We start from the raw sequence: 20,225 nt of genomic DNA on the forward strand, positions 1-20,225 counted from the left end.
AGGCCAGGGTGCCAATTCGGGCCGCGCATTCACCGTGTGACTCTGCGCGAACCGGAATCTTGTTATCTGGATCAGGGGCCGGGCTTGAAAGGCATTCAGCTCGGTAGAGTGCAACATCAGCACTCTGAGCGGGATTCTTCTCCCATGCAGCGAGGACACCCTCACTTGCGCGAGCCAGCTGGACGGAGTAGGGGTTGGGGGAGCAACGGAACAGAAAGTGCACTTAAGCTCAGTCGCTGCCCCGCAAACCCTTGCAACGTCTGGATAGTTTCGAAAAACGACCGTTTTATGAAACCGTTTCCGCTATCGCGAGGAAAGGTCACCAACACCCGAAAATCAGTGCAATAAACCTTTCTCACGAATCAAAGTTCGTTAATTCGCAGTCGCTGACGAGTAAAACGAACTCTAATTCGGCTTACGTTGGTTTTCAGTTCCATTGCTCCCCAACCCCCGTCTTCAGCTCGGTAACACGGGCGGCGATCTTGATCAGGCGCAAGCGCAAGGTATCGAACTGGACGGTGCGCCAGATCGAGCGTTTCGGCATGGCAGTGCGCAAGCCCCACATCAGCCAATAGGCGCCAGCATGAAGGAACAGCCGCAACTGGTTGGCTGTGGCTCTGGAGCACGATGTTCGATCTGCGGCGAGATGGGTTTTCCACGACTTGATGTGGTTTTCGGCCTGGCCCCGCCGACAATAGACGTGTTCATAGAGCCAGCGGGGCGAGCCTTTCTTGAGATTGGTGACGACAAAGCGCGTGTCAGCGCCCTGATCGCCGACTTCGATGCGGGCGATGATCCGCTCGACCCGGCTCCAACTTTTGGCGCAATCGTTGAAGGTCTTGAAGCGGCGTACCTTGCCCTCGGTGGGTGATGCCGCAAAGCGCGCTTTGGTGCTGGCTTCAAGATCGGTGATATGGCGGCGTAGTGTCGAAGTCGGCGCAACACCCAGGATGAAGTCGTGCCCGCCTGCACGGCACCAGTCGATGACTTCGGGGCAGCAATAGTGGCTGTCGCCGCGCAACAGGATCTGTGTCTTTGGCCAATGGCTGTGGATTGCGCGCATCAAGCGGCGCAGGAAAGCCCTGATTTCTGTGCCCTTGGGCCGCTTGGCCGGGCGCAGTACGGCGGTGATGAAGCGGCCTTGGTCATCGAACACGACAATGGGCTGGAAGCCGTATTCGTCATGATGGGCATTGAACAGGCGCAACTGCTGGCCGCCGTGGACAGCGTCGAAGGTGTCATCAATGTCGAGCACAATGCGCTTGGGCACTGTGGGGAAGCTTTCGCAATACAGATCGACCATCGCACGCCCCATGCGCAACAACGCCCGGGTATCGGGCAGGTTCTCCAGACGGGAGATGGTCGGCTGCGAACACAGCGCGCGGGTCCCAGAGGGTGTCAGATCGAGCGCCATCTTGAACATCGGATCGACGCGCAGGCTGGATGCATCATTGCCATCCTCATAGCCTGCAGCGATCATCATCAACCGGAACCCGATGATGTCGGCAAGGCTATGCGTGATGTGCTCGGGCGAGCGCGGATCCTTGATACAGGCCGCCAGACGATCGGCCACGCCAAGGCGCTGCTCGACCTCGCGCAACAGCAAAATCCCGCCATCAGATGACAGCATGCCGCCGTCAAATCTGACATCCAACCGCTTGCCAGAAACAGGTGACAGCCCGGGAAAGGGTAGCGTAAGATCGTCCATGGCGGGTGTAGCTCTCCAGAAATGACGTTGATCGGATTAAGCAACCAAATCATACGTCAAATCATGGCTTTACGCTACATCCGCCAACCCCCGATGAATTTTTCGGGCTAGGTACGACCGATCTGCGAGCCGCCCGCGAGCTGGCCGTCGATAAAGATGCTGAAATCCGCGTTTTGCTCAAACATGACCATCCCGTGTTCAATCGCTCGTTCCGGAAAGTGGCGGAGGAATATATCGCCGTGCAGCAGCGTCGCGCTGACACAGGCGAGATTTCCGCCGCGCGGGTCAAAAATCTCAAAAATGTCCTTCTTGGCGCGCTTGATCGCTATGTGGGCAGCACACAGGTTCACCTCATAGGGCCCGATCGCTGGAAACAATATCCGACTTGGCGGCGCGAGAACGGGACGGGCCGACACCGCGCCCAGATCAGCGATGCCACCATTGAGTTCGAGATGGGCGCGTTCAACGCCGCCATGAACTTCGCAATTAGCAAACGCTATGTTCCCGCCAGCCAACGCTTCGAGGGTAAGCCAAAGCTCAAAACCATGCGCCGCGACGAATTCACGTTGGAAGAATATCGCAAGCTGCATGCGGTTGGGCGCGCATGGATTGCCAAGGCCACAAAAGCGCCGAGCGCATGGGCGCGCACCATGTGCTACAATTTCATGCTGATAATGTGCAACACCGGGATGCGTCCACCCGAGGCGAAGAACTTGCGCTGGCGCGACATCATGGTTGCCAAGGATCGTGACGGCAAAGAAATCGTCGTCCTATTCGTCCAGGGCAAGGGCAAGTCGCGCAAGCTGGTCGCGCCGAAGAGCGTGGGTGATTATCTCGACCGTATTCGCGCCATCTCAAAAGCCACGCTACCCGATGATCCGGTATTCACCACCATTACCGGCAAACCCGTCAAATTCCTGTATGAAGACGCCGTTGAGAAACTGCTGACCGAGGCTGAACTCAAAATCGGGCCGAACGGCACTCCGCGTTCAACCTATTGCTTCCGGCATACCTATACCACCTTCCGGCTTAGCGAAGGTGTCGATGTCTATATCCTTGCCGAGCAGATGGGCACGTCGGTCAAGATGATCGAGCAGTATTATGGGCATGTGAACACCATCAAACATGCCGACCGTGTTTTGCAGGGCATGAGTGGATGGGAGCCGATGATAAGCGATCCGGCAGACAGTGGCGGCACGGCCCGCGCATCGGCAGGGGCAAAGGCACGGCTCGCGACGCCAACTCACCGGGCGCGAACGCCACGGCAGTAAATCACCTTCCTATCAGGCCGCGCCCTAACAGCGTCGCGCTGCGATGCGCCGCGTGGGCTCCTATCGCCGGTCGCCGACATGCCGCTGGCATTCTTGGTTAAGCAGATCGGTGCAGATTGCTTTGCAGACCTATGGCGCATCGAGCTTCAATGCGACCTGCCATGCAAGCCTTTCCGCCCGTATCCCGATGCGCCGCTGGCGCACTTGATCGGGACATGGGCCAAGCGGGCAACGGAAATAGGCGCGCCGAGCCTCAAGCACCCCTTTGCCCGCGTCTTCGTCGCAGTTGTCGCCGCTACGCCGCTGGCGAATTCAGAGTGGCGCAATAAAGTGATTTGAAACCTACGGAATGCTCGCAGGACGAGGCCACAGCTGGATTGCCAAGGGCAATAAACCTTGCGCTCGCTTTTGCAGGACGGCCTCATCCCACACGTCTTGATCGGTCAGCAATTGGAAATAGCTGTTCAGCATCAAACTGCTGTTTGCTGCGATTTCTGGGCGCTTCTCGGCAAAGGCACAATTACTCAAAGTCGAGTTATAGCCGGGCGTGGCCAGAGTAAGGTTGCCGATACAGTGCAGCAATCGGTGACCCGTGATGCTCCTATGAAATATCTCCCATCAAAACATGCGGTGCCCCAGCTCGATCAATTTGGCGACGTTGTTCATATCGCCAGTGATGACAATCTTGCCGTTGTTGATAGCCCGGCGTGGGTCAAGCGAGCCGCGCGTCAGCGCCAGCCAGTCGGTCCAGCTAACGGCGATATGTGTGTCTGCTGGCTCCCCCAGTTCCGCGCACCGGACGCCTTGCGCGATACCGTCAAGCAAGACTGCGCCATCATCGCCAAAATCAATAGCCACCCGCGCTCCCGCAATCCACGCGCGGTTTTCGGCCATTTGCCCGATCAGCTCGTCAACGGTCATGCGGCATCCGCCCCGGCCATTTGCCGCGCGATCCAATCGTGAAACGTTTTCACATTATATTCTTCTGGCATCAGGACGCCAGCCTTAAACGGACTGGTGCGCAGACCGCGCTGGTTCAATTCGCACACTTCTTCATCTTCATTTTGCACCTGTTGATTGAACGCAACAATCTGGTGCAGATCGAAATTGGGGTCGGCCAAAGCCGCTGGCGCCACCAGCACCTCGCCGGTGACTTCGGTCTGTTCCGGCCCCTTGGGGCGATAGGACACGATGCTGATATAATCGACATGCGCGACGATGAACAATGTTGGCCAGATCACACAATAGACCTGGCCAGCGTTGCGCTGGTCCTCTGTCAATCCAGGAAATTCGGCGGTGGCGGCCGCTCCGCTTAACGTCCAGCTGCGTGCGCCATCACGCAAGCCATGTTCGGGTTCCATGCTGTCGGGGGTCCAATCGGGCGCATCAGAATAAGCGAGCAGCCCTTTTCTATGGATTGGAATGAGGTCGCATAGCGATGGATGAACACCCGGACAATGCAGGCATTCGTTGAAATTTTCCCACAGAATTTTCCAGTTGCATTCAACCAGATGGGTTTCGCGGCTTGCGGTTACCAGCTCGCGCATTGGCCAGTTATCAAGGTCATGCAGGCCAAAGGCATTGTCTGCGCCAAAATCATCGCTGCTTTCCACCGGGCGGACAAACAGCAGCCCATTCCAGTCGATCAGACCAACGCTGCGCAGACCATGATCCGCTTTGTCGAAATCGGGCGCGTGACTGGCCGCAGCGGTACTTGCCAGTGTGCCGTCGGCGTTAAAGCTCCACGCATGATAGGGACATAATATCCGTCCGCCGCGCAAAGGTTGTTCGTCGGCGGTGCACAGTTCGGATCCGCGATGCGGACAGACATTGTGATAGGCGCGGACATCGCCGTCTTTGGCTCGAACCAGCAGGATATTGGTGCCTGCCACATCCACCCGGCGCATCGTGCCAGGGGCTATATCCGACAGCGGCCCGACATAATTCCAGCCTTTTTTCCATATATTGTGCAATTCATCGGCATAAACGTTCCCATCGATATAGCGCGACGGCGGCAGCGACGGGGTGGCCTCACGCAGCAGCGGGGAGAGGGGATGGATCTGTTGCATGATGGCGTCCTGTGTTCTACCTCAGATAAGTACACTTTACCTGTCAGCTGACAGGCTGTCAATTCCAGAGCGTCGCTTATGCAAAATGCCAATTCTCATATTACGATTGACGGGGGCGTTAGCCTGCAAGAGGCGATATCTGGCATTCGCGGACCGCGCCCGGCGCATACCGCTACAGCGTGTGAAATCTTGGATGCCGCTGTGGCGCTGGTCGAAGAAGTGGGCGCAGAAAATTTTTCGGCGCACAAGGTGGCGGAACGTTCGGGCCTGAAGCTGGCTTCGGTACAATATTATTTTCCGACCCGCGCGGCACTGGTGCGCGCAATGATCGAATATTGGATCGATGATTATCATGACCGCCTGATTACCAAACTGACGGGTCAGTCGGCTGATCCAGCAGCAGCCATGCGCGATTATCTGGATTTTCTGATGGTTGAGTCGCTCGCGCTGCGCGGCCGCGCATTCTGGAATTATGTCTGGTCCCTTGCCGATCTCGACGCCGACGTCAGCGCCGCACTGACGCAGTTTATGACGCTCTATCGCTCGTTGTTTGCGCTGCTGATCCGCCGGGTCAATAGCGCGCTCTCCGAACGGGAAGCCCTTCGCTTGGCAGCGGCGCTCAGCAGCATGATCGACGGGATTGGATCGGTGGTGGGGGAAGGCAGGCCGACCGACGCTGACCTTGCCGGCATTGAGGATATGGTCAAGTCCTTGGCATTCAGGATTGCGGTGGAGGTACCCCGTTAAGGTTGCGTGACCATGCAGCAGCGGCGAATGCCGGGGCTGCAAGCAACAGAAACGCGACGGCGATGCTCACTGACCACAGCGGCCCGTGCGATATATCGGCCGTCAGGCCAACCGCCGCTGGCCCCGCCATCATGCCCGCCGCCTGTACCGCAGGCATGAGCGATGCCGCCGCCGAAGCATCTTTTTGTCCGGCTAGCGCGCCCAATTGAAATGGCGCGATAAAGGCACTAGCGCAGGCCCCGATCAGATAATAGCTGACGTAAGTCGTTGGGCCAAGCACAAGGTAGAGCGGGGACACGCACAGCAGGATGATCGCCGTTCCGCCGATAAAGGCGGGTAGACGCCCGATCCGTTGGCCAATCGGTGCAGCCGCGAGGCTGCCGATCACTGCAAGCACAGTCGATCCCACCAGCAACTGGCTCATTCCCGACAATGACATGCCGACATCGCTGCCGAGCACTTCGGAAAAAGCCCATGATGCCTGCGTGGATGCCGAGAGCAGCGCAATGGACAGCAACAGCAACCAGCTTGGCCGGGTGAGACTGGCAGCCGGTACCACCAACGCCGCCGGGTTTGCTGACCTCTTTGGCAGCAAGCCCACTAACGGCAGCGCTGTGACGAAGCATCCTGCGAGCAATATGATAACGCCGGTCCAGCCAAGCGCATCGCCAGCGACCGGTAACAGCAACAGCACCACCAAACCGATCACCAACTGTGCCGTAAAAGCATAAGCAAAATTGCGATCAGGTGCGGCGCTTTCGGACAGCACAACGATCGCAATGACGATCAACGGACCGCCGCCGAATATGCTGGCTGTCGCGCGGATGATAAGCAAGACGTCAGGTGAGAGGGTAAACGCCGTCGCCACGATCCCGGCGATCATCACCAGCAACGCCGCCAGCGCGGCTGCCCGCCAGTTGAAGCGGGTTATCCACCAGCGCGCGGTGAGCGCGGCGATCACACCGCCCAGTGACTCTGCACCAGCGAGCAGACCGATTTCGCGCTCGGTCAGCGGCACCCGCTGTGCCAGCAGCGCAAGATAAACCGGGGTTATATAGGTGATGAGCGGGGCGAGCGCGTAGAGCAGCCACGCGGCGCGCGCCGCAAGAACCGCGGGCCGTTCTTCAGCATTGGCGGGGTCAAGCGCCAGCAGCGTGGTTGTCGGATCGCTGCGGCGGGTCAGCTTCATAATCGACTGGAATAACGACATTATTTTGTTTCCGGCGTCATTGGGTGTCGCCGTGATCGCCACGCGGCAAATTCGGGCGCAGGCGCGCCAAAGGCCATGCCAGCAACAGCAGCGGCCCCAGCGCCCATGCTAACCCCCATTGAGTCGACAAGCCAAGGCCAAGGCCACCCAGCGCAGGCGCGATCGCCCCGCCGACGGTATAGGCCGCGATGACGATCGATACCGCCAGCGACTGCCCGCGAAACGAGCGGCCTACATGGATCATCGTCAGCGTATAAATCGCGCCGCCCGCGCCGCCCCAGATAATGGCGGCAAGCCAGATCATCGCATCAATGCCCGATCCCAACGGCGCTGCCAGCAGCGACAGTAACAAGGTAGCGCACAATATCTGCATCATCGGCCCGATGCAATATCCGGTCGGCCAATCGCCCGACCGGATATTGCATCACCAAGCTGGCCACGGCGATGACGCCGGTAAGGATGATTGCGCTATCAGTGGCGATAGCGCCAAGCCGTTCAGCTTGAATCGGGGCCAGTACATTCAACCCGACCTCAAAAACACCGCCGATAAAGCCTAGCGCTGCGAGCGGAAGAAAGACGTGCCACGACGCGTTGCCGCCGGGCGTATCATTTGTGGCAAATTGCACCTTTTCAGCCGTTCCGCCTATCAGCACCGGCAGCCATGATGCGACCGCAAGCCCAATCGCGACATAGCCCGCGCTATCGAGCGTCAGCGCGAACAAAGGCACCAAGAACGGGCCGATGGCATAGGCGGCGGCGACAAGCGTTTGATAGAAGCCAGTTACGCGGCCCAGACTGTCTATCGGAGCAGACCATGCGATCATCGCCTCAACCGCGCTCCAGCGATAGGCGGCGCCAATGCCGACCAACCCCGCGCCGAGGCACAGCGACGCATAATCGCGGCTAAGCGCCGACATCACAATTCCCGCGCTCGACAAGAGCAACCCCGCGCCAAACATCCTGCCAAAGCCGAAACGGCGCATAGCCAGTGGCACCAGCGGCAAGTTAACCAGCAAGGCAGCAAACGGGACAGCTGCATAAAGCCCGACATAGCCGGGGGTCACGCGCTGTTCGTTCATGAACAGCGCGATCAAAGGCAACATCATCGCCACTGCGACAACATCGATCAGGGAGGAAAAAGCGAAGCGCCAAACTGTTTGCATCTAATCGACGGCGCTACCTGTCACTTGACAGTGTGTCAACTGACAGGTAGCATTGTGATAATGGAAGTCATGACATGATTACCCGGCGAGCCATGATGGCAAGTGCTGTCGCAGTCGGAGCGATCTCGTCACCGCGAGCTTGGGCGCAGGCGGGCCAATCGATTTCCCGTTCGACAGTTTACGACGTCGCCATCATTGGCGCTGGGGCTGCCGGTATTGCTGCCGCACATGCCTTTGCGGGGACAGGTGCGCGGGTGATCGTGCTGGAGGCACGCGGGCGTCCTGGCGGTCGCATCGTCACCAACAGTCAAGCGCTTGGCATGCCGTTCGACGTCGGAGCGAGTTATATTCACAACGCGCCGATCAATCCGATTATGGCGCTTGCGGCGCAGCAGGGCGTTACTGTCATCCCCAGCGATCGCGAATCGCTGGCGCTGCGAGCCAATAGCCGCGACGAGCCTCGATCAGTCGTCAATCGCTATGTTGCCGCTGACCAGCGGCTAACGCGGCGCGCCGAACGCATCGCGCGATCGGGCATCGACCAACCATTCAGTGCCGTGCCGCGCGACATTTACGAACGCCGATTCGTTGATCTCCATTGTGCCACCGATATCGCTGCCAACGCGGATCGGGTGTCGGTGCTTGATATTGCAAGCGCTGGCGCGACTGATGACCGCTTCCCGATTGGCGGTTTTGGTACGATGATGATGCGCGCTGCAACCGGCCTGCCTGTCAACGGCGGAGCAAAAGTCGGCCATGCGGCGGCGTAAAACCAGGCCACGGTGTTACATGCCGGGGGGAGTGGCGTGAGGGCGTAGCCCGAAGGCCACTCCCCCCGGCATTGGCTTGATTTTCAGGGTCTGGTTTTGGCCTTTCGGGCCCGGCTGTGAGCGAGGCGATAGCTTTCGCCGTTCATCTCGAGGATGCTGACGTGATGGGTCAGACGATCGAGGAGCGCGCCTGTGAGGCGCTCGGATCCGAAGGTTTCGGTCCATTCGTCGAAGGGCAGGTTGCTGGTGATCAAGGTGGAGCCGCGCTCATAGCGCTGGGAGATCAGCTCGAACAACAGTTCGGCACCGGTCTTGGAGAGCGGTACGAAGCCCAGTTCGTCAATGATGAGCAGCTTGTATCCGGCCATCTGCTTCTGGAAGCGCAGGAGACGCCGCTCGTCGCGCGCCTCCATCATCTCGCTGACCAGCGCCGCCGCAGTGGTGAAGCCCACCGACAGTCCTTTCTGGCATGCTGCCAGTCCGAGCCCCAAAGCTACGTGCGTCTTCCCGGTGCCCGATGGCCCCAGAGCGATGGCGTTCTCACGCCGCTCGATCCACTCGCAGCGCGCCATCTCGAGCACCTGCATCTTGTTGAGCCTGGGGATGACGGCGAAGTCGAAGCTATCGAGGCTTTTGACGGCGGGGAAGCGCGCGGCCTTGATGCGCCGCTCGACCATACGACGCTCCCTGTCGATCATCTCCATCTCGACGAGACGGGCGAGGAAGCGGATATGATCGACGCCTTCAGCGGCACATTGCCGGGCGAGCTTGTGATGCTCTCGCAGGCACGTAGGCAGCTTGAGGGCCTTGAGATGGTGAGCGAGAAGAATCTCCGGTGCCTGATCGCTCATGCGGCCTCCTGCCTGTCGCAGAGCAGGCTCAGATAGGCTCTGGCAACGGTCTTCTCGACCGTGGTGCGAGGCAGGAAGGGATAGATGTCCAGGTCCAGTCTGGGCGGTACGCGTTCGACCCGGCACAGGACGAGGTGCTTGACGGCATCGAAGCCGATGGCGCCAAGGGCGATGGCCTGTTCCACCGCCGCCTGGAGATCGGCGAGGGTGAACGTTTCCAGCAGGCGCAGCACCTGCACATATTCGCGCCTGCCATGTTTGTGCATGCGCCCTTCCATCAACCGCTGCAGCGTCCCGAACGCTTCGGGCAAATCCCAGCCCTGCAAAGGGGCGGCCTGGTCGAATGCGTTGATCTTCTGCTCGACCAGCGGGAGATAGTGGAGCGGGGCGAAGATAACCTCCTCGCGGGCATAGCAACGAGGATGACGGGCGATAACTTCGCTGCGGCATCCGATCACCACTTCATCGACATAGGCCCTGATCCAGACCTCCTGATGGCCCCAGACTACCGGAACCGAATAATCGTTGGTCTTGTAGCGCACCAGAGATTGCGAGGAGACCCGCCCGCTCGTCTGATCGCAGGCCTCGAAGGGTGTAGCGGGCAGAGGCTGCATGGCCGCCAGATCGCGCTGCAAGCGCTCACCGATCGTCTCGCTCTCCCCGCGCACCTTGTCCTGCTGGCGCTTGCGGCATTGCTCCTCCAGCCACAGGTTGAAGGCCTCCCAGGTCGGGAACTTCGGGATCGGCACCATGAAATTGCGGCGGCAGTAACCTACCAGCCCTTCCACATTGCCTTTCTCGTTCCCCTTGCCCGGGCGGGCATAGCGGTCGCGGATCACGTAATGCGACAGGAAAGCGCTGAACAGCGTGGCACGCTTGCGCGTGCCGTCTGGCAGGATTTTCGCCACAAGGCAGCGATCGTTGTCATAGACGATCGAGCGCGGCACCGCGCCGAAGAACGCGAAGGCATGGACATGTCCGTCCACCCAGGCCTCCGCCACCGCCGCCGGATAGGCTCGCACATAGCAGGCATCACTGTGCGGCAGATCGAGCGCGAAGAAGTAGGCTTTTTGCTCCACCCCGCCGATCTCCACCAGAGCTTCCCCGAAATCGGCCTGTGCATCTCCCGCCGGGTGCGCCAGCGGCACGAACATCTCCCGGCTGCGCTGCTCGCGCTCCCGGATGTAATCCTTGATGATCGTATAGCCGCCGGTGAAACCATGCTCGGTGCGCAAACGGTCGAATACCCGCTTCGCCGTATGGCGCTGCTTGCGCGGGACACCGCGATCCCCCTCAAGCCATCCATCGATGATCCCCACAAACCCGTCCAGCTTCGGGCGCTGCGGTGCAGACTGACGCCGGTAACCCGGCGGCGATGAAAACGACAGCATCTTGCGCACCGTATCGCGCGACACATTGAAACGCTTCGCCGCCGCCCGCTGGCTCATGCCATCCGCGCAAGCCAAACGGACCTGAAGATAAAGTTCCACGCTGTAGATCCCCACACCTCCCTGACTTGGCAGAAAGGCTTCAAGGTGGACGACTTTTACGCCGCCCGCAGCAGGACTATCCCGCCGCTAGCGTGGCCGAATATTGCTCCGCCGTTCTCATTCAATGAAGCGTACATGGTTTTTCCTCCTGATGGTTGATGCGTCGCATCAGGAGATCGAAGGATGTGGGCGACGAGACGGGTCAGGGACCGCGGAACGCGGCCGCGAAGCGGCGATGGGGGTAACGATTTTTCCGGGCTTGCCCGGCAAAAATGGTGGGGCCCCGTCGTCCTTGACGCGTCTCCAAAGCCCGCATCACCCTTGAAATCTCTGTGAGAGAGACCTCTCCAACGTCAGCGGGATTACGCCAACGCCGGCCCCGCCAGCGGTTTTCCTACACGCTTGCCATGTGCCAAACCTGTGTGTGGAGGGGATCAATGGCCAACGAAAGGCGAGATACATGGCGAGGTCCAAAGCCAGCGCACGCGACGCGCTCAAGAAACTTCGTGAACAGCGGGGCGAACTCGATGTCAGGGAGGCACAGCTTCGCGACGAAACCGCCGCCGAACTCGGCAAGATTCTTATCGAATGCGGCGCGGAAATGATCGAACCCGCAGACCTGAAACAGCTTGTCCGTGCGTCGATGACGCTCGGGATCGAGGCAGCATTGCAACGCCTCGCCCCCGCATAAGCACTCCATGCAGCGATGCGCGGGCTCGATGCCCCGCATCGCTGCTAACGCCGGTGTACAAAAGAAAAGGCCCCGATAGCGTGTGCCATCGGGGCCTTGTTCCAGCCATATCGGCTTTCAGTCCTCGTCGATATCGGGCGCCTCTTCATTGCTGCGATTGTTGCCATCTGACCGGCCCTTGGTCAGGAAATCCACCTTGTCGGCGATGATCTCGCAGCCGTAGCGCTTGGTGCCGGTCTGGTCTTCCCACTGGGTGTAGTGGATGCGCCCCTCGACCGTCACCATCTGGCCCTTGCTGCAGAACTTGGCGACGTTCTGGCCGAGGCCATTGAAGCAGGTGATCCGGTGGAATTCGCTATCCTTGGCGGTGTAGCCGTTCTCATCCTTGTAGGTCTTGCCGTCCTTGCGGGCGGGCCGGTCGGTCACAACCGAGATGCTGGTGATGCTGGTTCCGCCAGTGGTGGTGCGGGTTTCGGGATCGCGGGCGATGCGGCCGACGAGGATAACGAGATTGGTCATGGGTTTTCTCCTGATCGCGCAGGTCCGGGGCCATCCCGGCTGCGAACTGACCGTCAGAAGGGGGCGGCAGCCGCTCGCACCGAACGGCGCCAAGGGCGACGGGAGGGGAACCCGGATCGGGACCGGGTGGTGCGGGCAGCCGCGCAGCGGCAACACGGCCGGACCGGATCAGGGTTGCGAGGGGCTGACGCCGCCTTCAGGGAGGGGTTCGCGAAGAGCCGGATGGCCCCGGACTTGTGCCGAGCAGATGACCTGCCATTTCGTGGCATTCTGAGGCCTTGAATGTGCCCCCCCCCAGTCCGCGCGGCAGCTGGTTCCTGCGCTATGCCGCTTTGAGACAGCTGCGGCGCGCCTGTGACTGCGACCGCGACCGCGACCAGAACCGACACCGCCGGGAGACGTCTCGGGGTACTGCGACGGCCGGCGCTGACGGCGCCATTTTGCATGCGAGGATGTGGGCAATCCGGACGGACGTGCTACCCCTGAGCCGGGAATGGACCTCGGTCCAAGCGCATACAAAGTTCATCGGTGGAAGGCTTAGAAGCCAGGCCATGTCCGGTCGCCAGCATGGCTTGCAGATGTTGATCGCCGCAGGCTCAAGCGAACGAAATTAGCCCGAAGGCTGGTCCATCACCATATGGCGCAGCAGCCGCATTCAGGGCAGGATGAGAGCATTTATCTAAAATTCTATGATTAAACAAGAAAAACATATATAAACATCTACACAGACCCTGCACAGCTATGGCAAATCAAACACTTACGCCGCCGATCTGCACGGATTCTGCACAGTGGAGGATGGCGATGGCGTTTATCGCCGATAAAGAGGAACTCAAACCCGGCTTGATCATCTTCCGGCGCGGTGATGTCGCGCACAGCCATTTCTACTGCCGCATCAAGCTCCCGAAGGCGGACCGCTATAAGACCATTGCGCTAGCCCGCATAATTCATCCGGTTGAGTTTGGCGCGCTCAGTTTCAAGCATTTGGCGTCGTCCGAGCATACCTGATCGTCGCCGGCGGTGAGCCAGGGTTTCGGTGGATGAAAGTTTACAGGTTGAAGGGAGGGGTTTGATTTGGCGCGCTTGCCGCAACGCTCAGGTGACAAGTCTGGGGATGCGGGCAAGGGCGATCCGTAAGACCTGCTGGTTGGGACAGGCTGTTGGCCATTGGATGCGGATCAGGGTCTTCAGCTCGGTAACACGGGCGGCGATCTTGATCAGGCGCAAGCGCAAGGTATCGAACTGGACGGTGCGCCAGATCGAGCGTTTCGGCATGGCAGTGCGCAAGCCCCACATCAGCCAATAGGCGCCAGCATGAAGGAACAGCCGCAACTGGTTGGCTGTGGCTCTGGAGCACGATGTTCGATCTGCGGCGAGATGGGTTTTCCACGACTTGATGTGGTTTTCGGCCTGGCCCCGCCGACAATAGACGTGTTCATAGAGCCAGCGGGGCGAGCCTTTCTTGAGATTGGTGACGACAAAGCGCGTGTCAGCGCCCTGATCGCCGACTTCGATGCGGGCGATGATCCGCTCGACCCGGCTCCAACTTTTGGCGCAATCGTTGAAGGTCTTGAAGCGGCGTACCTTGCCCTCGGTGGGTGATGCCGCAAAGCGCGCTTTGGTGCTGGCTTCAAGATCGGTGATATGGCGGCGTAGTGTCGAAGTCGGCGCAACACCCAGGATGAAGTCGTGCCCGCCTGCACGGCACCAGTCGATGACTTCGGGGCAGCAATAGTGGCTGTCGCCGCGCAACAGGATCTGTGTCTTTGGCCAATGGCTGTGGATTGCGCGCATCAAGCGGCGCAGGAAAGCCCTGATTTCTGTGCCCTTGGGCCGCTTGGCCGGGCGCAGTACGGCGGTGATGAAGCGGCCTTGGTCATCGAACACGACAATGGGCTGGAAGCCGTATTCGTCATGATGGGCATTGAACAGGCGCAACTGCTGGCCGCCGTGGACAGCGTCGAAGGTGTCATCAATGTCGAGCACAATGCGCTTGGGCACTGTGGGGAAGCTTTCGCAATACAGATCGACCATCGCACGCCCCATGCGCAACAACGCCCGGGTATCGGGCAGGTTCTCCAGACGGGAGATGGTCGGCTGCGAACACAGCGCGCGGGTCCCAGAGGGTGTCAGATCGAGCGCCATCTTGAACATCGGATCGACGCGCAGGCTGGATGCATCATTGCCATCCTCATAGCCTGCAGCGATCATCATCAACCGGAACCCGATGATGTCGGCAAGGCTATGCGTGATGTGCTCGGGCGAGCGCGGATCCTTGATACAGGCCGCCAGACGATCGGCCACGCCAAGGCGCTGCTCGACCTCGCGCAACAGCAAAATCCCGCCATCAGATGACAGCATGCCGCCGTCAAATCTGACATCCAACCGCTTGCCAGAAACAGGTGACAGCCCGGGAAAGGGTAGCGTAAGATCGTCCATGGCGGGTGTAGCTCTCCAGAAATGACGTTGATCGGATTAAGCAACCAAATCATACGTCAAATCATGGCTTTACGCTACATCCGCCAACCCCCGATGAATTTTTCGGGCTAGGTACGACCGATCTGCGAGCCGCCCGCGAGCTGGCCGTCGATAAAGATGCTGAAATCCGCGTTTTGCTCAAACATGACCATCCCGTGTTCAATCGCTCGTTCCGGAAAGTGGCGGAGGAATATATCGCCGTGCAGCAGCGTCGCGCTGACACAGGCGAGATTTCCGCCGCGCGGGTCAAAAATCTCAAAAATGTCCTTCTTGGCGCGCTTGATCGCTATGTGGGCAGCACACAGGTTCACCTCATAGGGCCCGATCGCTGGAAACAATATCCGACTTGGCGGCGCGAGAACGGGACGGGCCGACACCGCGCCCAGATCAGCGATGCCACCATTGAGTTCGAGATGGGCGCGTTCAACGCCGCCATGAACTTCGCAATTAGCAAACGCTATGTTCCCGCCAGCCAACGCTTCGAGGGTAAGCCAAAGCTCAAAACCATGCGCCGCGACGAATTCACGTTGGAAGAATATCGCAAGCTGCATGCGGTTGGGCGCGCATGGATTGCCAAGGCCACAAAAGCGCCGAGCGCATGGGCGCGCACCATGTGCTACAATTTCATGCTGATAATGTGCAACACCGGGATGCGTCCACCCGAGGCGAAGAACTTGCGCTGGCGCGACATCATGGTTGCCAAGGATCGTGACGGCAAAGAAATCGTCGTCCTATTCGTCCAGGGCAAGGGCAAGTCGCGCAAGCTGGTCGCGCCGAAGAGCGTGGGTGATTATCTCGACCGTATTCGCGCCATCTCAAAAGCCACGCTACCCGATGATCCGGTATTCACCACCATTACCGGCAAACCCGTCAAATTCCTGTATGAAGACGCCGTTGAGAAACTGCTGACCGAGGCTGAACTCAAAATCGGGCCGAACGGCACTCCGCGTTCAACCTATTGCTTCCGGCATACCTATACCACCTTCCGGCTTAGCGAAGGTGTCGATGTCTATATCCTTGCCGAGCAGATGGGCACGTCGGTCAAGATGATCGAGCAGTATTATGGGCATGTGAACACCATCAAACATGCCGACCGTGTTTTGCAGGGCATGAGTGGATGGGAGCCGATGATAAGCGATCCGGCAGACAGTGGCGGCACGGCCCGCGCATCGGCAGGGGCAAAGGCACGGCTCGCGACGCCAACTCACCGGGCGCGAACGCCACGGCAGTAAATCACCTTCCTATCAGGCCGCGCCCTAACAGCGTCGCGCTGCGATGCGCCGCGTGGGCTCCTATCGCCGGTCGCCGACATGCCGCTGGCATTCTTGGTTAAGCAGATCGGTGCAGATTGCTTTGCAGACCTATGGCGCATCGAGCTTCAATGCGACCTGCCATGCAAGCCTTTCCGCCCGTATCCCGATGCGCCGCTGGCGCACTTGATCGGGACATGGGCCAAGCGGGCAACGGAAATAGGCGCGCCGAGCCTCAAGCACCCCTTTGCCCGCGTCTTCGTCGCAGTTGTCGCCGCTACGCCGCTGGCGAATTCAGAGTGGCGCAATAAAGTGATTTGAAACCTACGGAATGCTCGCAGGACGAGGCCACAGCTGGATTGCCAAGGGCAATAAACCTTGCGCTCGCTTTTGCAGGACGGCCTCATCCCACACGTCTTGATCGGTCAGCAATTGGAAATAGCTGTTCAGCATCAAACTGCTGTTTGCTGCGATTTCTGGGCGCTTCTCGGCAAAGGCACAATTACTCAAAGTCGAGTTATAGCCGGGCGTGGCCAGAGTAAGGTTGCCGATACAGTGCAGCAATCGGTGACCCGTGATGCTCCTATGAAATATCTCCCATCAAAACATGCGGTGCCCCAGCTCGATCAATTTGGCGACGTTGTTCATATCGCCAGTGATGACAATCTTGCCGTTGTTGATAGCCCGGCGTGGGTCAAGCGAGCCGCGCGTCAGCGCCAGCCAGTCGGTCCAGCTAACGGCGATATGTGTGTCTGCTGGCTCCCCCAGTTCCGCGCACCGGACGCCTTGCGCGATACCGTCAAGCAAGACTGCGCCATCATCGCCAAAATCAATAGCCACCCGCGCTCCCGCAATCCACGCGCGGTTTTCGGCCATTTGCCCGATCAGCTCGTCAACGGTCATGCGGCATCCGCCCCGGCCATTTGCCGCGCGATCCAATCGTGAAACGTTTTCACATTATATTCTTCTGGCATCAGGACGCCAGCCTTAAACGGACTGGTGCGCAGACCGCGCTGGTTCAATTCGCACACTTCTTCATCTTCATTTTGCACCTGTTGATTGAACGCAACAATCTGGTGCAGATCGAAATTGGGGTCGGCCAAAGCCGCTGGCGCCACCAGCACCTCGCCGGTGACTTCGGTCTGTTCCGGCCCCTTGGGGCGATAGGACACGATGCTGATATAATCGACATGCGCGACGATGAACAATGTTGGCCAGATCACACAATAGACCTGGCCAGCGTTGCGCTGGTCCTCTGTCAATCCAGGAAATTCGGCGGTGGCGGCCGCTCCGCTTAACGTCCAGCTGCGTGCGCCATCACGCAAGCCATGTTCGGGTTCCATGCTGTCGGGGGTCCAATCGGGCGCATCAGAATAAGCGAGCAGCCCTTTTCTATGGATTGGAATGAGGTCGCATAGCGATGGATGAACACCCGGACAATGCAGGCATTCGTTGAAATTTTCCCACAGAATTTTCCAGTTGCATTCAACCAGATGGGTTTCGCGGCTTGCGGTTACCAGCTCGCGCATTGGCCAGTTATCAAGGTCATGCAGGCCAAAGGCATTGTCTGCGCCAAAATCATCGCTGCTTTCCACCGGGCGGACAAACAGCAGCCCATTCCAGTCGATCAGACCAACGCTGCGCAGACCATGATCCGCTTTGTCGAAATCGGGCGCGTGACTGGCCGCAGCGGTACTTGCCAGTGTGCCGTCGGCGTTAAAGCTCCACGCATGATAGGGACATAATATCCGTCCGCCGCGCAAAGGTTGTTCGTCGGCGGTGCACAGTTCGGATCCGCGATGCGGACAGACATTGTGATAGGCGCGGACATCGCCGTCTTTGGCTCGAACCAGCAGGATATTGGTGCCTGCCACATCCACCCGGCGCATCGTGCCAGGGGCTATATCCGACAGCGGCCCGACATAATTCCAGCCTTTTTTCCATATATTGTGCAATTCATCGGCATAAACGTTCCCATCGATATAGCGCGACGGCGGCAGCGACGGGGTGGCCTCACGCAGCAGCGGGGAGAGGGGATGGATCTGTTGCATGATGGCGTCCTGTGTTCTACCTCAGATAAGTACACTTTACCTGTCAGCTGACAGGCTGTCAATTCCAGAGCGTCGCTTATGCAAAATGCCAATTCTCATATTACGATTGACGGGGGCGTTAGCCTGCAAGAGGCGATATCTGGCATTCGCGGACCGCGCCCGGCGCATACCGCTACAGCGTGTGAAATCTTGGATGCCGCTGTGGCGCTGGTCGAAGAAGTGGGCGCAGAAAATTTTTCGGCGCACAAGGTGGCGGAACGTTCGGGCCTGAAGCTGGCTTCGGTACAATATTATTTTCCGACCCGCGCGGCACTGGTGCGCGCAATGATCGAATATTGGATCGATGATTATCATGACCGCCTGATTACCAAACTGACGGGTCAGTCGGCTGATCCAGCAGCAGCCATGCGCGATTATCTGGATTTTCTGATGGTTGAGTCGCTCGCGCTGCGCGGCCGCGCATTCTGGAATTATGTCTGGTCCCTTGCCGATCTCGACGCCGACGTCAGCGCCGCACTGACGCAGTTTATGACGCTCTATCGCTCGTTGTTTGCGCTGCTGATCCGCCGGGTCAATAGCGCGCTCTCCGAACGGGAAGCCCTTCGCTTGGCAGCGGCGCTCAGCAGCATGATCGACGGGATTGGATCGGTGGTGGGGGAAGGCAGGCCGACCGACGCTGACCTTGCCGGCATTGAGGATATGGTCAAGTCCTTGGCATTCAGGATTGCGGTGGAGGTACCCCGTTAAGGTTGCGTGACCATGCAGCAGCGGCGAATGCCGGGGCTGCAAGCAACAGAAACGCGACGGCGATGCTCACTGACCACAGCGGCCCGTGCGATATATCGGCCGTCAGGCCAACCGCCGCTGGCCCCGCCATCATGCCCGCCGCCTGTACCGCAGGCATGAGCGATGCCGCCGCCGAAGCATCTTTTTGTCCGGCTAGCGCGCCCAATTGAAATGGCGCGATAAAGGCACTAGCGCAGGCCCCGATCAGATAATAGCTGACGTAAGTCGTTGGGCCAAGCACAAGGTAGAGCGGGGACACGCACAGCAGGATGATCGCCGTTCCGCCGATAAAGGCGGGTAGACGCCCGATCCGTTGGCCAATCGGTGCAGCCGCGAGGCTGCCGATCACTGCAAGCACAGTCGATCCCACCAGCAACTGGCTCATTCCCGACAATGACATGCCGACATCGCTGCCGAGCACTTCGGAAAAAGCCCATGATGCCTGCGTGGATGCCGAGAGCAGCGCAATGGACAGCAACAGCAACCAGCTTGGCCGGGTGAGACTGGCAGCCGGTACCACCAACGCCGCCGGGTTTGCTGACCTCTTTGGCAGCAAGCCCACTAACGGCAGCGCTGTGACGAAGCATCCTGCGAGCAATATGATAACGCCGGTCCAGCCAAGCGCATCGCCAGCGACCGGTAACAGCAACAGCACCACCAAACCGATCACCAACTGTGCCGTAAAAGCATAAGCAAAATTGCGATCAGGTGCGGCGCTTTCGGACAGCACAACGATCGCAATGACGATCAACGGACCGCCGCCGAATATGCTGGCTGTCGCGCGGATGATAAGCAAGACGTCAGGTGAGAGGGTAAACGCCGTCGCCACGATCCCGGCGATCATCACCAGCAACGCCGCCAGCGCGGCTGCCCGCCAGTTGAAGCGGGTTATCCACCAGCGCGCGGTGAGCGCGGCGATCACACCGCCCAGTGACTCTGCACCAGCGAGCAGACCGATTTCGCGCTCGGTCAGCGGCACCCGCTGTGCCAGCAGCGCAAGATAAACCGGGGTTATATAGGTGATGAGCGGGGCGAGCGCGTAGAGCAGCCACGCGGCGCGCGCCGCAAGAACCGCGGGCCGTTCTTCAGCATTGGCGGGGTCAAGCGCCAGCAGCGTGGTTGTCGGATCGCTGCGGCGGGTCAGCTTCATAATCGACTGGAATAACGACATTAT

The 20,225-nt window shown here is 59.4% G+C and carries 23 protein-coding genes and 1 pseudogene; 9 read left to right on the plus strand and 15 right to left on the minus strand.

Translation table 11 applies throughout. The annotated features are described in order from the left end of the window. Positions 1-445: 445 nt before the first annotated feature. A pseudogene (locus tag AC3IYG_RS22835) lies at positions 446-1,708 on the minus strand (IS1380 family transposase); the annotation flags it as partial. A 194-nt stretch (positions 1,709-1,902) separates the two neighbouring features. On the opposite strand from AC3IYG_RS22835, the gene AC3IYG_RS22840 reads away from it, so the two are divergent. Together AC3IYG_RS22840 and AC3IYG_RS22845 are read left to right on the plus strand one after the other, a co-directional pair. Continuing rightward, entirely contained in the window at positions 1,903-2,979 is a 1,077-nt protein-coding gene (locus AC3IYG_RS22840; protein WP_219852819.1) for a tyrosine-type recombinase/integrase, read from the plus strand. A gap of 78 nt (positions 2,980-3,057) precedes the next feature. Next, a complete protein-coding gene (locus tag AC3IYG_RS22845) occupies positions 3,058-3,318 on the plus strand; it encodes a hypothetical protein (RefSeq protein WP_022676121.1) in 261 nt (86 codons plus the stop codon). 3 nt (positions 3,319-3,321) lie between these two features. Here the strand turns inward: AC3IYG_RS22845 and AC3IYG_RS22850 are convergent, their stop codons facing one another. Genes AC3IYG_RS22850 through AC3IYG_RS22860 form a run of 3 tightly spaced genes read right to left on the minus strand, consistent with a single transcriptional unit; the run spans position 3,322 to position 5,048 of the window. Further along, positions 3,322-3,591, minus strand: a complete 270-nt coding sequence (locus AC3IYG_RS22850; RefSeq protein WP_082209094.1) for an HNH endonuclease family protein — start codon at positions 3,589-3,591, stop codon at positions 3,322-3,324. A 6-nt stretch (positions 3,592-3,597) separates the two neighbouring features. Next, complete coding sequence (locus AC3IYG_RS22855) at positions 3,598-3,900, minus strand: SCP2 sterol-binding domain-containing protein (protein ID WP_022676120.1); 303 nt, start codon at positions 3,898-3,900, stop codon at positions 3,598-3,600. Beyond that, entirely contained in the window at positions 3,897-5,048 is a 1,152-nt protein-coding gene (locus AC3IYG_RS22860) for an aromatic ring-hydroxylating oxygenase subunit alpha (RefSeq protein WP_489332283.1), read from the minus strand. The genes AC3IYG_RS22855 and AC3IYG_RS22860 overlap by 4 nt, the downstream gene beginning before the upstream one ends. Positions 5,049-5,126: 78 nt before the next feature. Between AC3IYG_RS22860 and AC3IYG_RS22865 the strand changes: the two genes are divergently transcribed. Next, a complete protein-coding gene (locus tag AC3IYG_RS22865; RefSeq protein WP_083236627.1) occupies positions 5,127-5,795 on the plus strand; it encodes a TetR/AcrR family transcriptional regulator in 669 nt (222 codons plus the stop codon). Here the strand turns inward: AC3IYG_RS22865 and AC3IYG_RS22870 are convergent. Genes AC3IYG_RS22870 through AC3IYG_RS22880 form a run of 3 tightly spaced genes read right to left on the minus strand, consistent with a single transcriptional unit; the run spans position 5,767 to position 8,168 of the window. Continuing rightward, on the minus strand, positions 5,767-7,005 hold the full coding sequence (locus AC3IYG_RS22870; RefSeq protein WP_489332285.1) for an MFS transporter: 1,239 nt from the start codon (positions 7,003-7,005) through the stop codon (positions 5,767-5,769). The two genes, AC3IYG_RS22865 and AC3IYG_RS22870, sit on opposite strands and share 29 nt — an antisense overlap. Positions 7,006-7,021: 16 nt before the next feature. Beyond that, complete coding sequence (locus AC3IYG_RS22875; RefSeq protein WP_489332286.1) at positions 7,022-7,357, minus strand: hypothetical protein; 336 nt, start codon at positions 7,355-7,357, stop codon at positions 7,022-7,024. Continuing rightward, a complete protein-coding gene (locus AC3IYG_RS22880; protein ID WP_489332288.1) occupies positions 7,314-8,168 on the minus strand; it encodes an MFS transporter in 855 nt (284 codons plus the stop codon). Before AC3IYG_RS22880 ends, AC3IYG_RS22875 begins: the two co-directional genes overlap by 44 nt. Positions 8,169-8,242: 74 nt before the next feature. Between AC3IYG_RS22880 and AC3IYG_RS22885 the strand changes: the two genes are divergently transcribed. After that, positions 8,243-8,938 carry an NAD(P)-binding protein gene (locus AC3IYG_RS22885; protein ID WP_489332290.1) on the plus strand — a complete coding sequence of 232 codons (696 nt, stop codon included), beginning with the start codon at positions 8,243-8,245 and terminating at the stop codon, positions 8,936-8,938. 83 nt (positions 8,939-9,021) lie between these two features. Here AC3IYG_RS22885 and istB read toward each other — a convergent pair whose 3' ends face one another. Then, positions 9,022-9,789 carry an IS21-like element ISSsp5 family helper ATPase IstB gene (gene istB, locus AC3IYG_RS22890; protein ID WP_007011060.1) on the minus strand — a complete coding sequence of 256 codons (768 nt, stop codon included), beginning with the start codon at positions 9,787-9,789 and terminating at the stop codon, positions 9,022-9,024. Further along, entirely contained in the window at positions 9,786-11,279 is a 1,494-nt protein-coding gene (gene istA / locus AC3IYG_RS22895; RefSeq protein WP_011608156.1) for an IS21-like element ISSsp5 family transposase, read from the minus strand. The genes istB and istA overlap by 4 nt, the downstream gene beginning before the upstream one ends. A 460-nt stretch (positions 11,280-11,739) precedes the next feature. On the opposite strand from istA, the gene AC3IYG_RS22900 reads away from it, so the two are divergent. Next, on the plus strand, positions 11,740-11,970 hold the full coding sequence (locus AC3IYG_RS22900; protein ID WP_037014137.1) for a DUF6437 family protein: 231 nt from the start codon (positions 11,740-11,742) through the stop codon (positions 11,968-11,970). 117 nt (positions 11,971-12,087) lie between these two features. Here AC3IYG_RS22900 and AC3IYG_RS22905 read toward each other — a convergent pair whose 3' ends face one another. Further along, positions 12,088-12,489: a single-stranded DNA-binding protein gene (locus AC3IYG_RS22905; RefSeq protein ID WP_037014135.1), complete on the minus strand. Its 402-nt coding sequence runs from the start codon at positions 12,487-12,489 to the stop codon at positions 12,088-12,090. A gap of 801 nt (positions 12,490-13,290) precedes the next feature. Between AC3IYG_RS22905 and AC3IYG_RS22910 the strand changes: the two genes are divergently transcribed. After that, positions 13,291-13,494: a hypothetical protein gene (locus AC3IYG_RS22910; protein ID WP_037014132.1), complete on the plus strand. Its 204-nt coding sequence runs from the start codon at positions 13,291-13,293 to the stop codon at positions 13,492-13,494. Positions 13,495-13,581: 87 nt separating this feature from the next. Here AC3IYG_RS22910 and AC3IYG_RS22915 read toward each other — a convergent pair whose 3' ends face one another. Beyond that, positions 13,582-14,925, minus strand: a complete 1,344-nt coding sequence (locus AC3IYG_RS22915; protein WP_037014129.1) for an IS1380 family transposase — start codon at positions 14,923-14,925, stop codon at positions 13,582-13,584. Between the two features lie 194 nt (positions 14,926-15,119). Here AC3IYG_RS22915 and AC3IYG_RS22920 point away from each other — a divergent pair, with 194 nt between their 5' ends. Together AC3IYG_RS22920 and AC3IYG_RS22925 are read left to right on the plus strand one after the other, a co-directional pair. Then, entirely contained in the window at positions 15,120-16,196 is a 1,077-nt protein-coding gene (locus tag AC3IYG_RS22920; protein ID WP_219852819.1) for a tyrosine-type recombinase/integrase, read from the plus strand. A gap of 78 nt (positions 16,197-16,274) precedes the next feature. Further along, positions 16,275-16,535: a hypothetical protein gene (locus tag AC3IYG_RS22925; RefSeq protein ID WP_022676121.1), complete on the plus strand. Its 261-nt coding sequence runs from the start codon at positions 16,275-16,277 to the stop codon at positions 16,533-16,535. A gap of 3 nt (positions 16,536-16,538) precedes the next feature. On the opposite strand, the gene AC3IYG_RS22930 is transcribed toward AC3IYG_RS22925, so the two are convergent. Genes AC3IYG_RS22930 through AC3IYG_RS22940 form a run of 3 tightly spaced genes read right to left on the minus strand, consistent with a single transcriptional unit; the run spans position 16,539 to position 18,265 of the window. Beyond that, positions 16,539-16,808, minus strand: coding sequence for an HNH endonuclease family protein (locus AC3IYG_RS22930; protein WP_082209094.1), 270 nt, complete (start codon positions 16,806-16,808; stop codon positions 16,539-16,541). A gap of 6 nt (positions 16,809-16,814) precedes the next feature. Beyond that, entirely contained in the window at positions 16,815-17,117 is a 303-nt protein-coding gene (locus AC3IYG_RS22935) for an SCP2 sterol-binding domain-containing protein (RefSeq protein WP_022676120.1), read from the minus strand. Beyond that, positions 17,114-18,265, minus strand: a complete 1,152-nt coding sequence (locus AC3IYG_RS22940) for an aromatic ring-hydroxylating oxygenase subunit alpha (RefSeq protein ID WP_489332283.1) — start codon at positions 18,263-18,265, stop codon at positions 17,114-17,116. The genes AC3IYG_RS22935 and AC3IYG_RS22940 overlap by 4 nt, the downstream gene beginning before the upstream one ends. 78 nt (positions 18,266-18,343) lie before the next feature. Between AC3IYG_RS22940 and AC3IYG_RS22945 the strand changes: the two genes are divergently transcribed. Next, the gene (locus AC3IYG_RS22945) at positions 18,344-19,012 is read left to right on the plus strand and encodes a TetR/AcrR family transcriptional regulator (RefSeq protein WP_083236627.1); all 669 of its coding nucleotides are present in this window, start codon (positions 18,344-18,346) and stop codon (positions 19,010-19,012) included. Here AC3IYG_RS22945 and AC3IYG_RS22950 read toward each other — a convergent pair. Then, positions 18,984-20,222: an MFS transporter gene (locus tag AC3IYG_RS22950; RefSeq protein ID WP_489332285.1), complete on the minus strand. Its 1,239-nt coding sequence runs from the start codon at positions 20,220-20,222 to the stop codon at positions 18,984-18,986. The genes AC3IYG_RS22945 and AC3IYG_RS22950 overlap by 29 nt on opposite strands. Between the last annotated feature and the right edge of the window lie 3 nt (positions 20,223-20,225).

This window comes from Pseudomonas sp. KH_027 (genome assembly GCF_057838565.1).

What these genes read in the sequence shown, in the direction of transcription:
- AC3IYG_RS22845 (WP_022676121.1), top strand. Translation starts at nt 3,058, where the DNA reads ATGCCGCTGGCATTCTTGGTTAAGCAGATCGGTGCAGATTGCTTTGCA.
- AC3IYG_RS22855 (WP_022676120.1), bottom strand. Translation starts at nt 3,900, where the DNA reads ATGACCGTTGACGAGCTGATCGGGCAAATGGCCGAAAACCGCGCGTGG.
- AC3IYG_RS22860 (WP_489332283.1), bottom strand. Translation starts at nt 5,048, where the DNA reads ATGCAACAGATCCATCCCCTCTCCCCGCTGCTGCGTGAGGCCACCCCG.
- AC3IYG_RS22865 (WP_083236627.1), top strand. Translation starts at nt 5,127, where the DNA reads ATGCAAAATGCCAATTCTCATATTACGATTGACGGGGGCGTTAGCCTG.
- AC3IYG_RS22870 (WP_489332285.1), bottom strand. Translation starts at nt 7,005, where the DNA reads ATGTCGTTATTCCAGTCGATTATGAAGCTGACCCGCCGCAGCGATCCG.
- AC3IYG_RS22880 (WP_489332288.1), bottom strand. Translation starts at nt 8,168, where the DNA reads ATGCAAACAGTTTGGCGCTTCGCTTTTTCCTCCCTGATCGATGTTGTC.
- AC3IYG_RS22885 (WP_489332290.1), top strand. Translation starts at nt 8,243, where the DNA reads ATGATTACCCGGCGAGCCATGATGGCAAGTGCTGTCGCAGTCGGAGCG.
- istB (WP_007011060.1), bottom strand. Translation starts at nt 9,789, where the DNA reads ATGAGCGATCAGGCACCGGAGATTCTTCTCGCTCACCATCTCAAGGCC.
- AC3IYG_RS22900 (WP_037014137.1), top strand. Translation starts at nt 11,740, where the DNA reads ATGGCGAGGTCCAAAGCCAGCGCACGCGACGCGCTCAAGAAACTTCGT.
- AC3IYG_RS22905 (WP_037014135.1), bottom strand. Translation starts at nt 12,489, where the DNA reads ATGACCAATCTCGTTATCCTCGTCGGCCGCATCGCCCGCGATCCCGAA.
- AC3IYG_RS22910 (WP_037014132.1), top strand. Translation starts at nt 13,291, where the DNA reads ATGGCGTTTATCGCCGATAAAGAGGAACTCAAACCCGGCTTGATCATC.
- AC3IYG_RS22915 (WP_037014129.1), bottom strand. Translation starts at nt 14,925, where the DNA reads ATGGACGATCTTACGCTACCCTTTCCCGGGCTGTCACCTGTTTCTGGC.
- AC3IYG_RS22925 (WP_022676121.1), top strand. Translation starts at nt 16,275, where the DNA reads ATGCCGCTGGCATTCTTGGTTAAGCAGATCGGTGCAGATTGCTTTGCA.
- AC3IYG_RS22935 (WP_022676120.1), bottom strand. Translation starts at nt 17,117, where the DNA reads ATGACCGTTGACGAGCTGATCGGGCAAATGGCCGAAAACCGCGCGTGG.
- AC3IYG_RS22940 (WP_489332283.1), bottom strand. Translation starts at nt 18,265, where the DNA reads ATGCAACAGATCCATCCCCTCTCCCCGCTGCTGCGTGAGGCCACCCCG.
- AC3IYG_RS22945 (WP_083236627.1), top strand. Translation starts at nt 18,344, where the DNA reads ATGCAAAATGCCAATTCTCATATTACGATTGACGGGGGCGTTAGCCTG.
- AC3IYG_RS22950 (WP_489332285.1), bottom strand. Translation starts at nt 20,222, where the DNA reads ATGTCGTTATTCCAGTCGATTATGAAGCTGACCCGCCGCAGCGATCCG.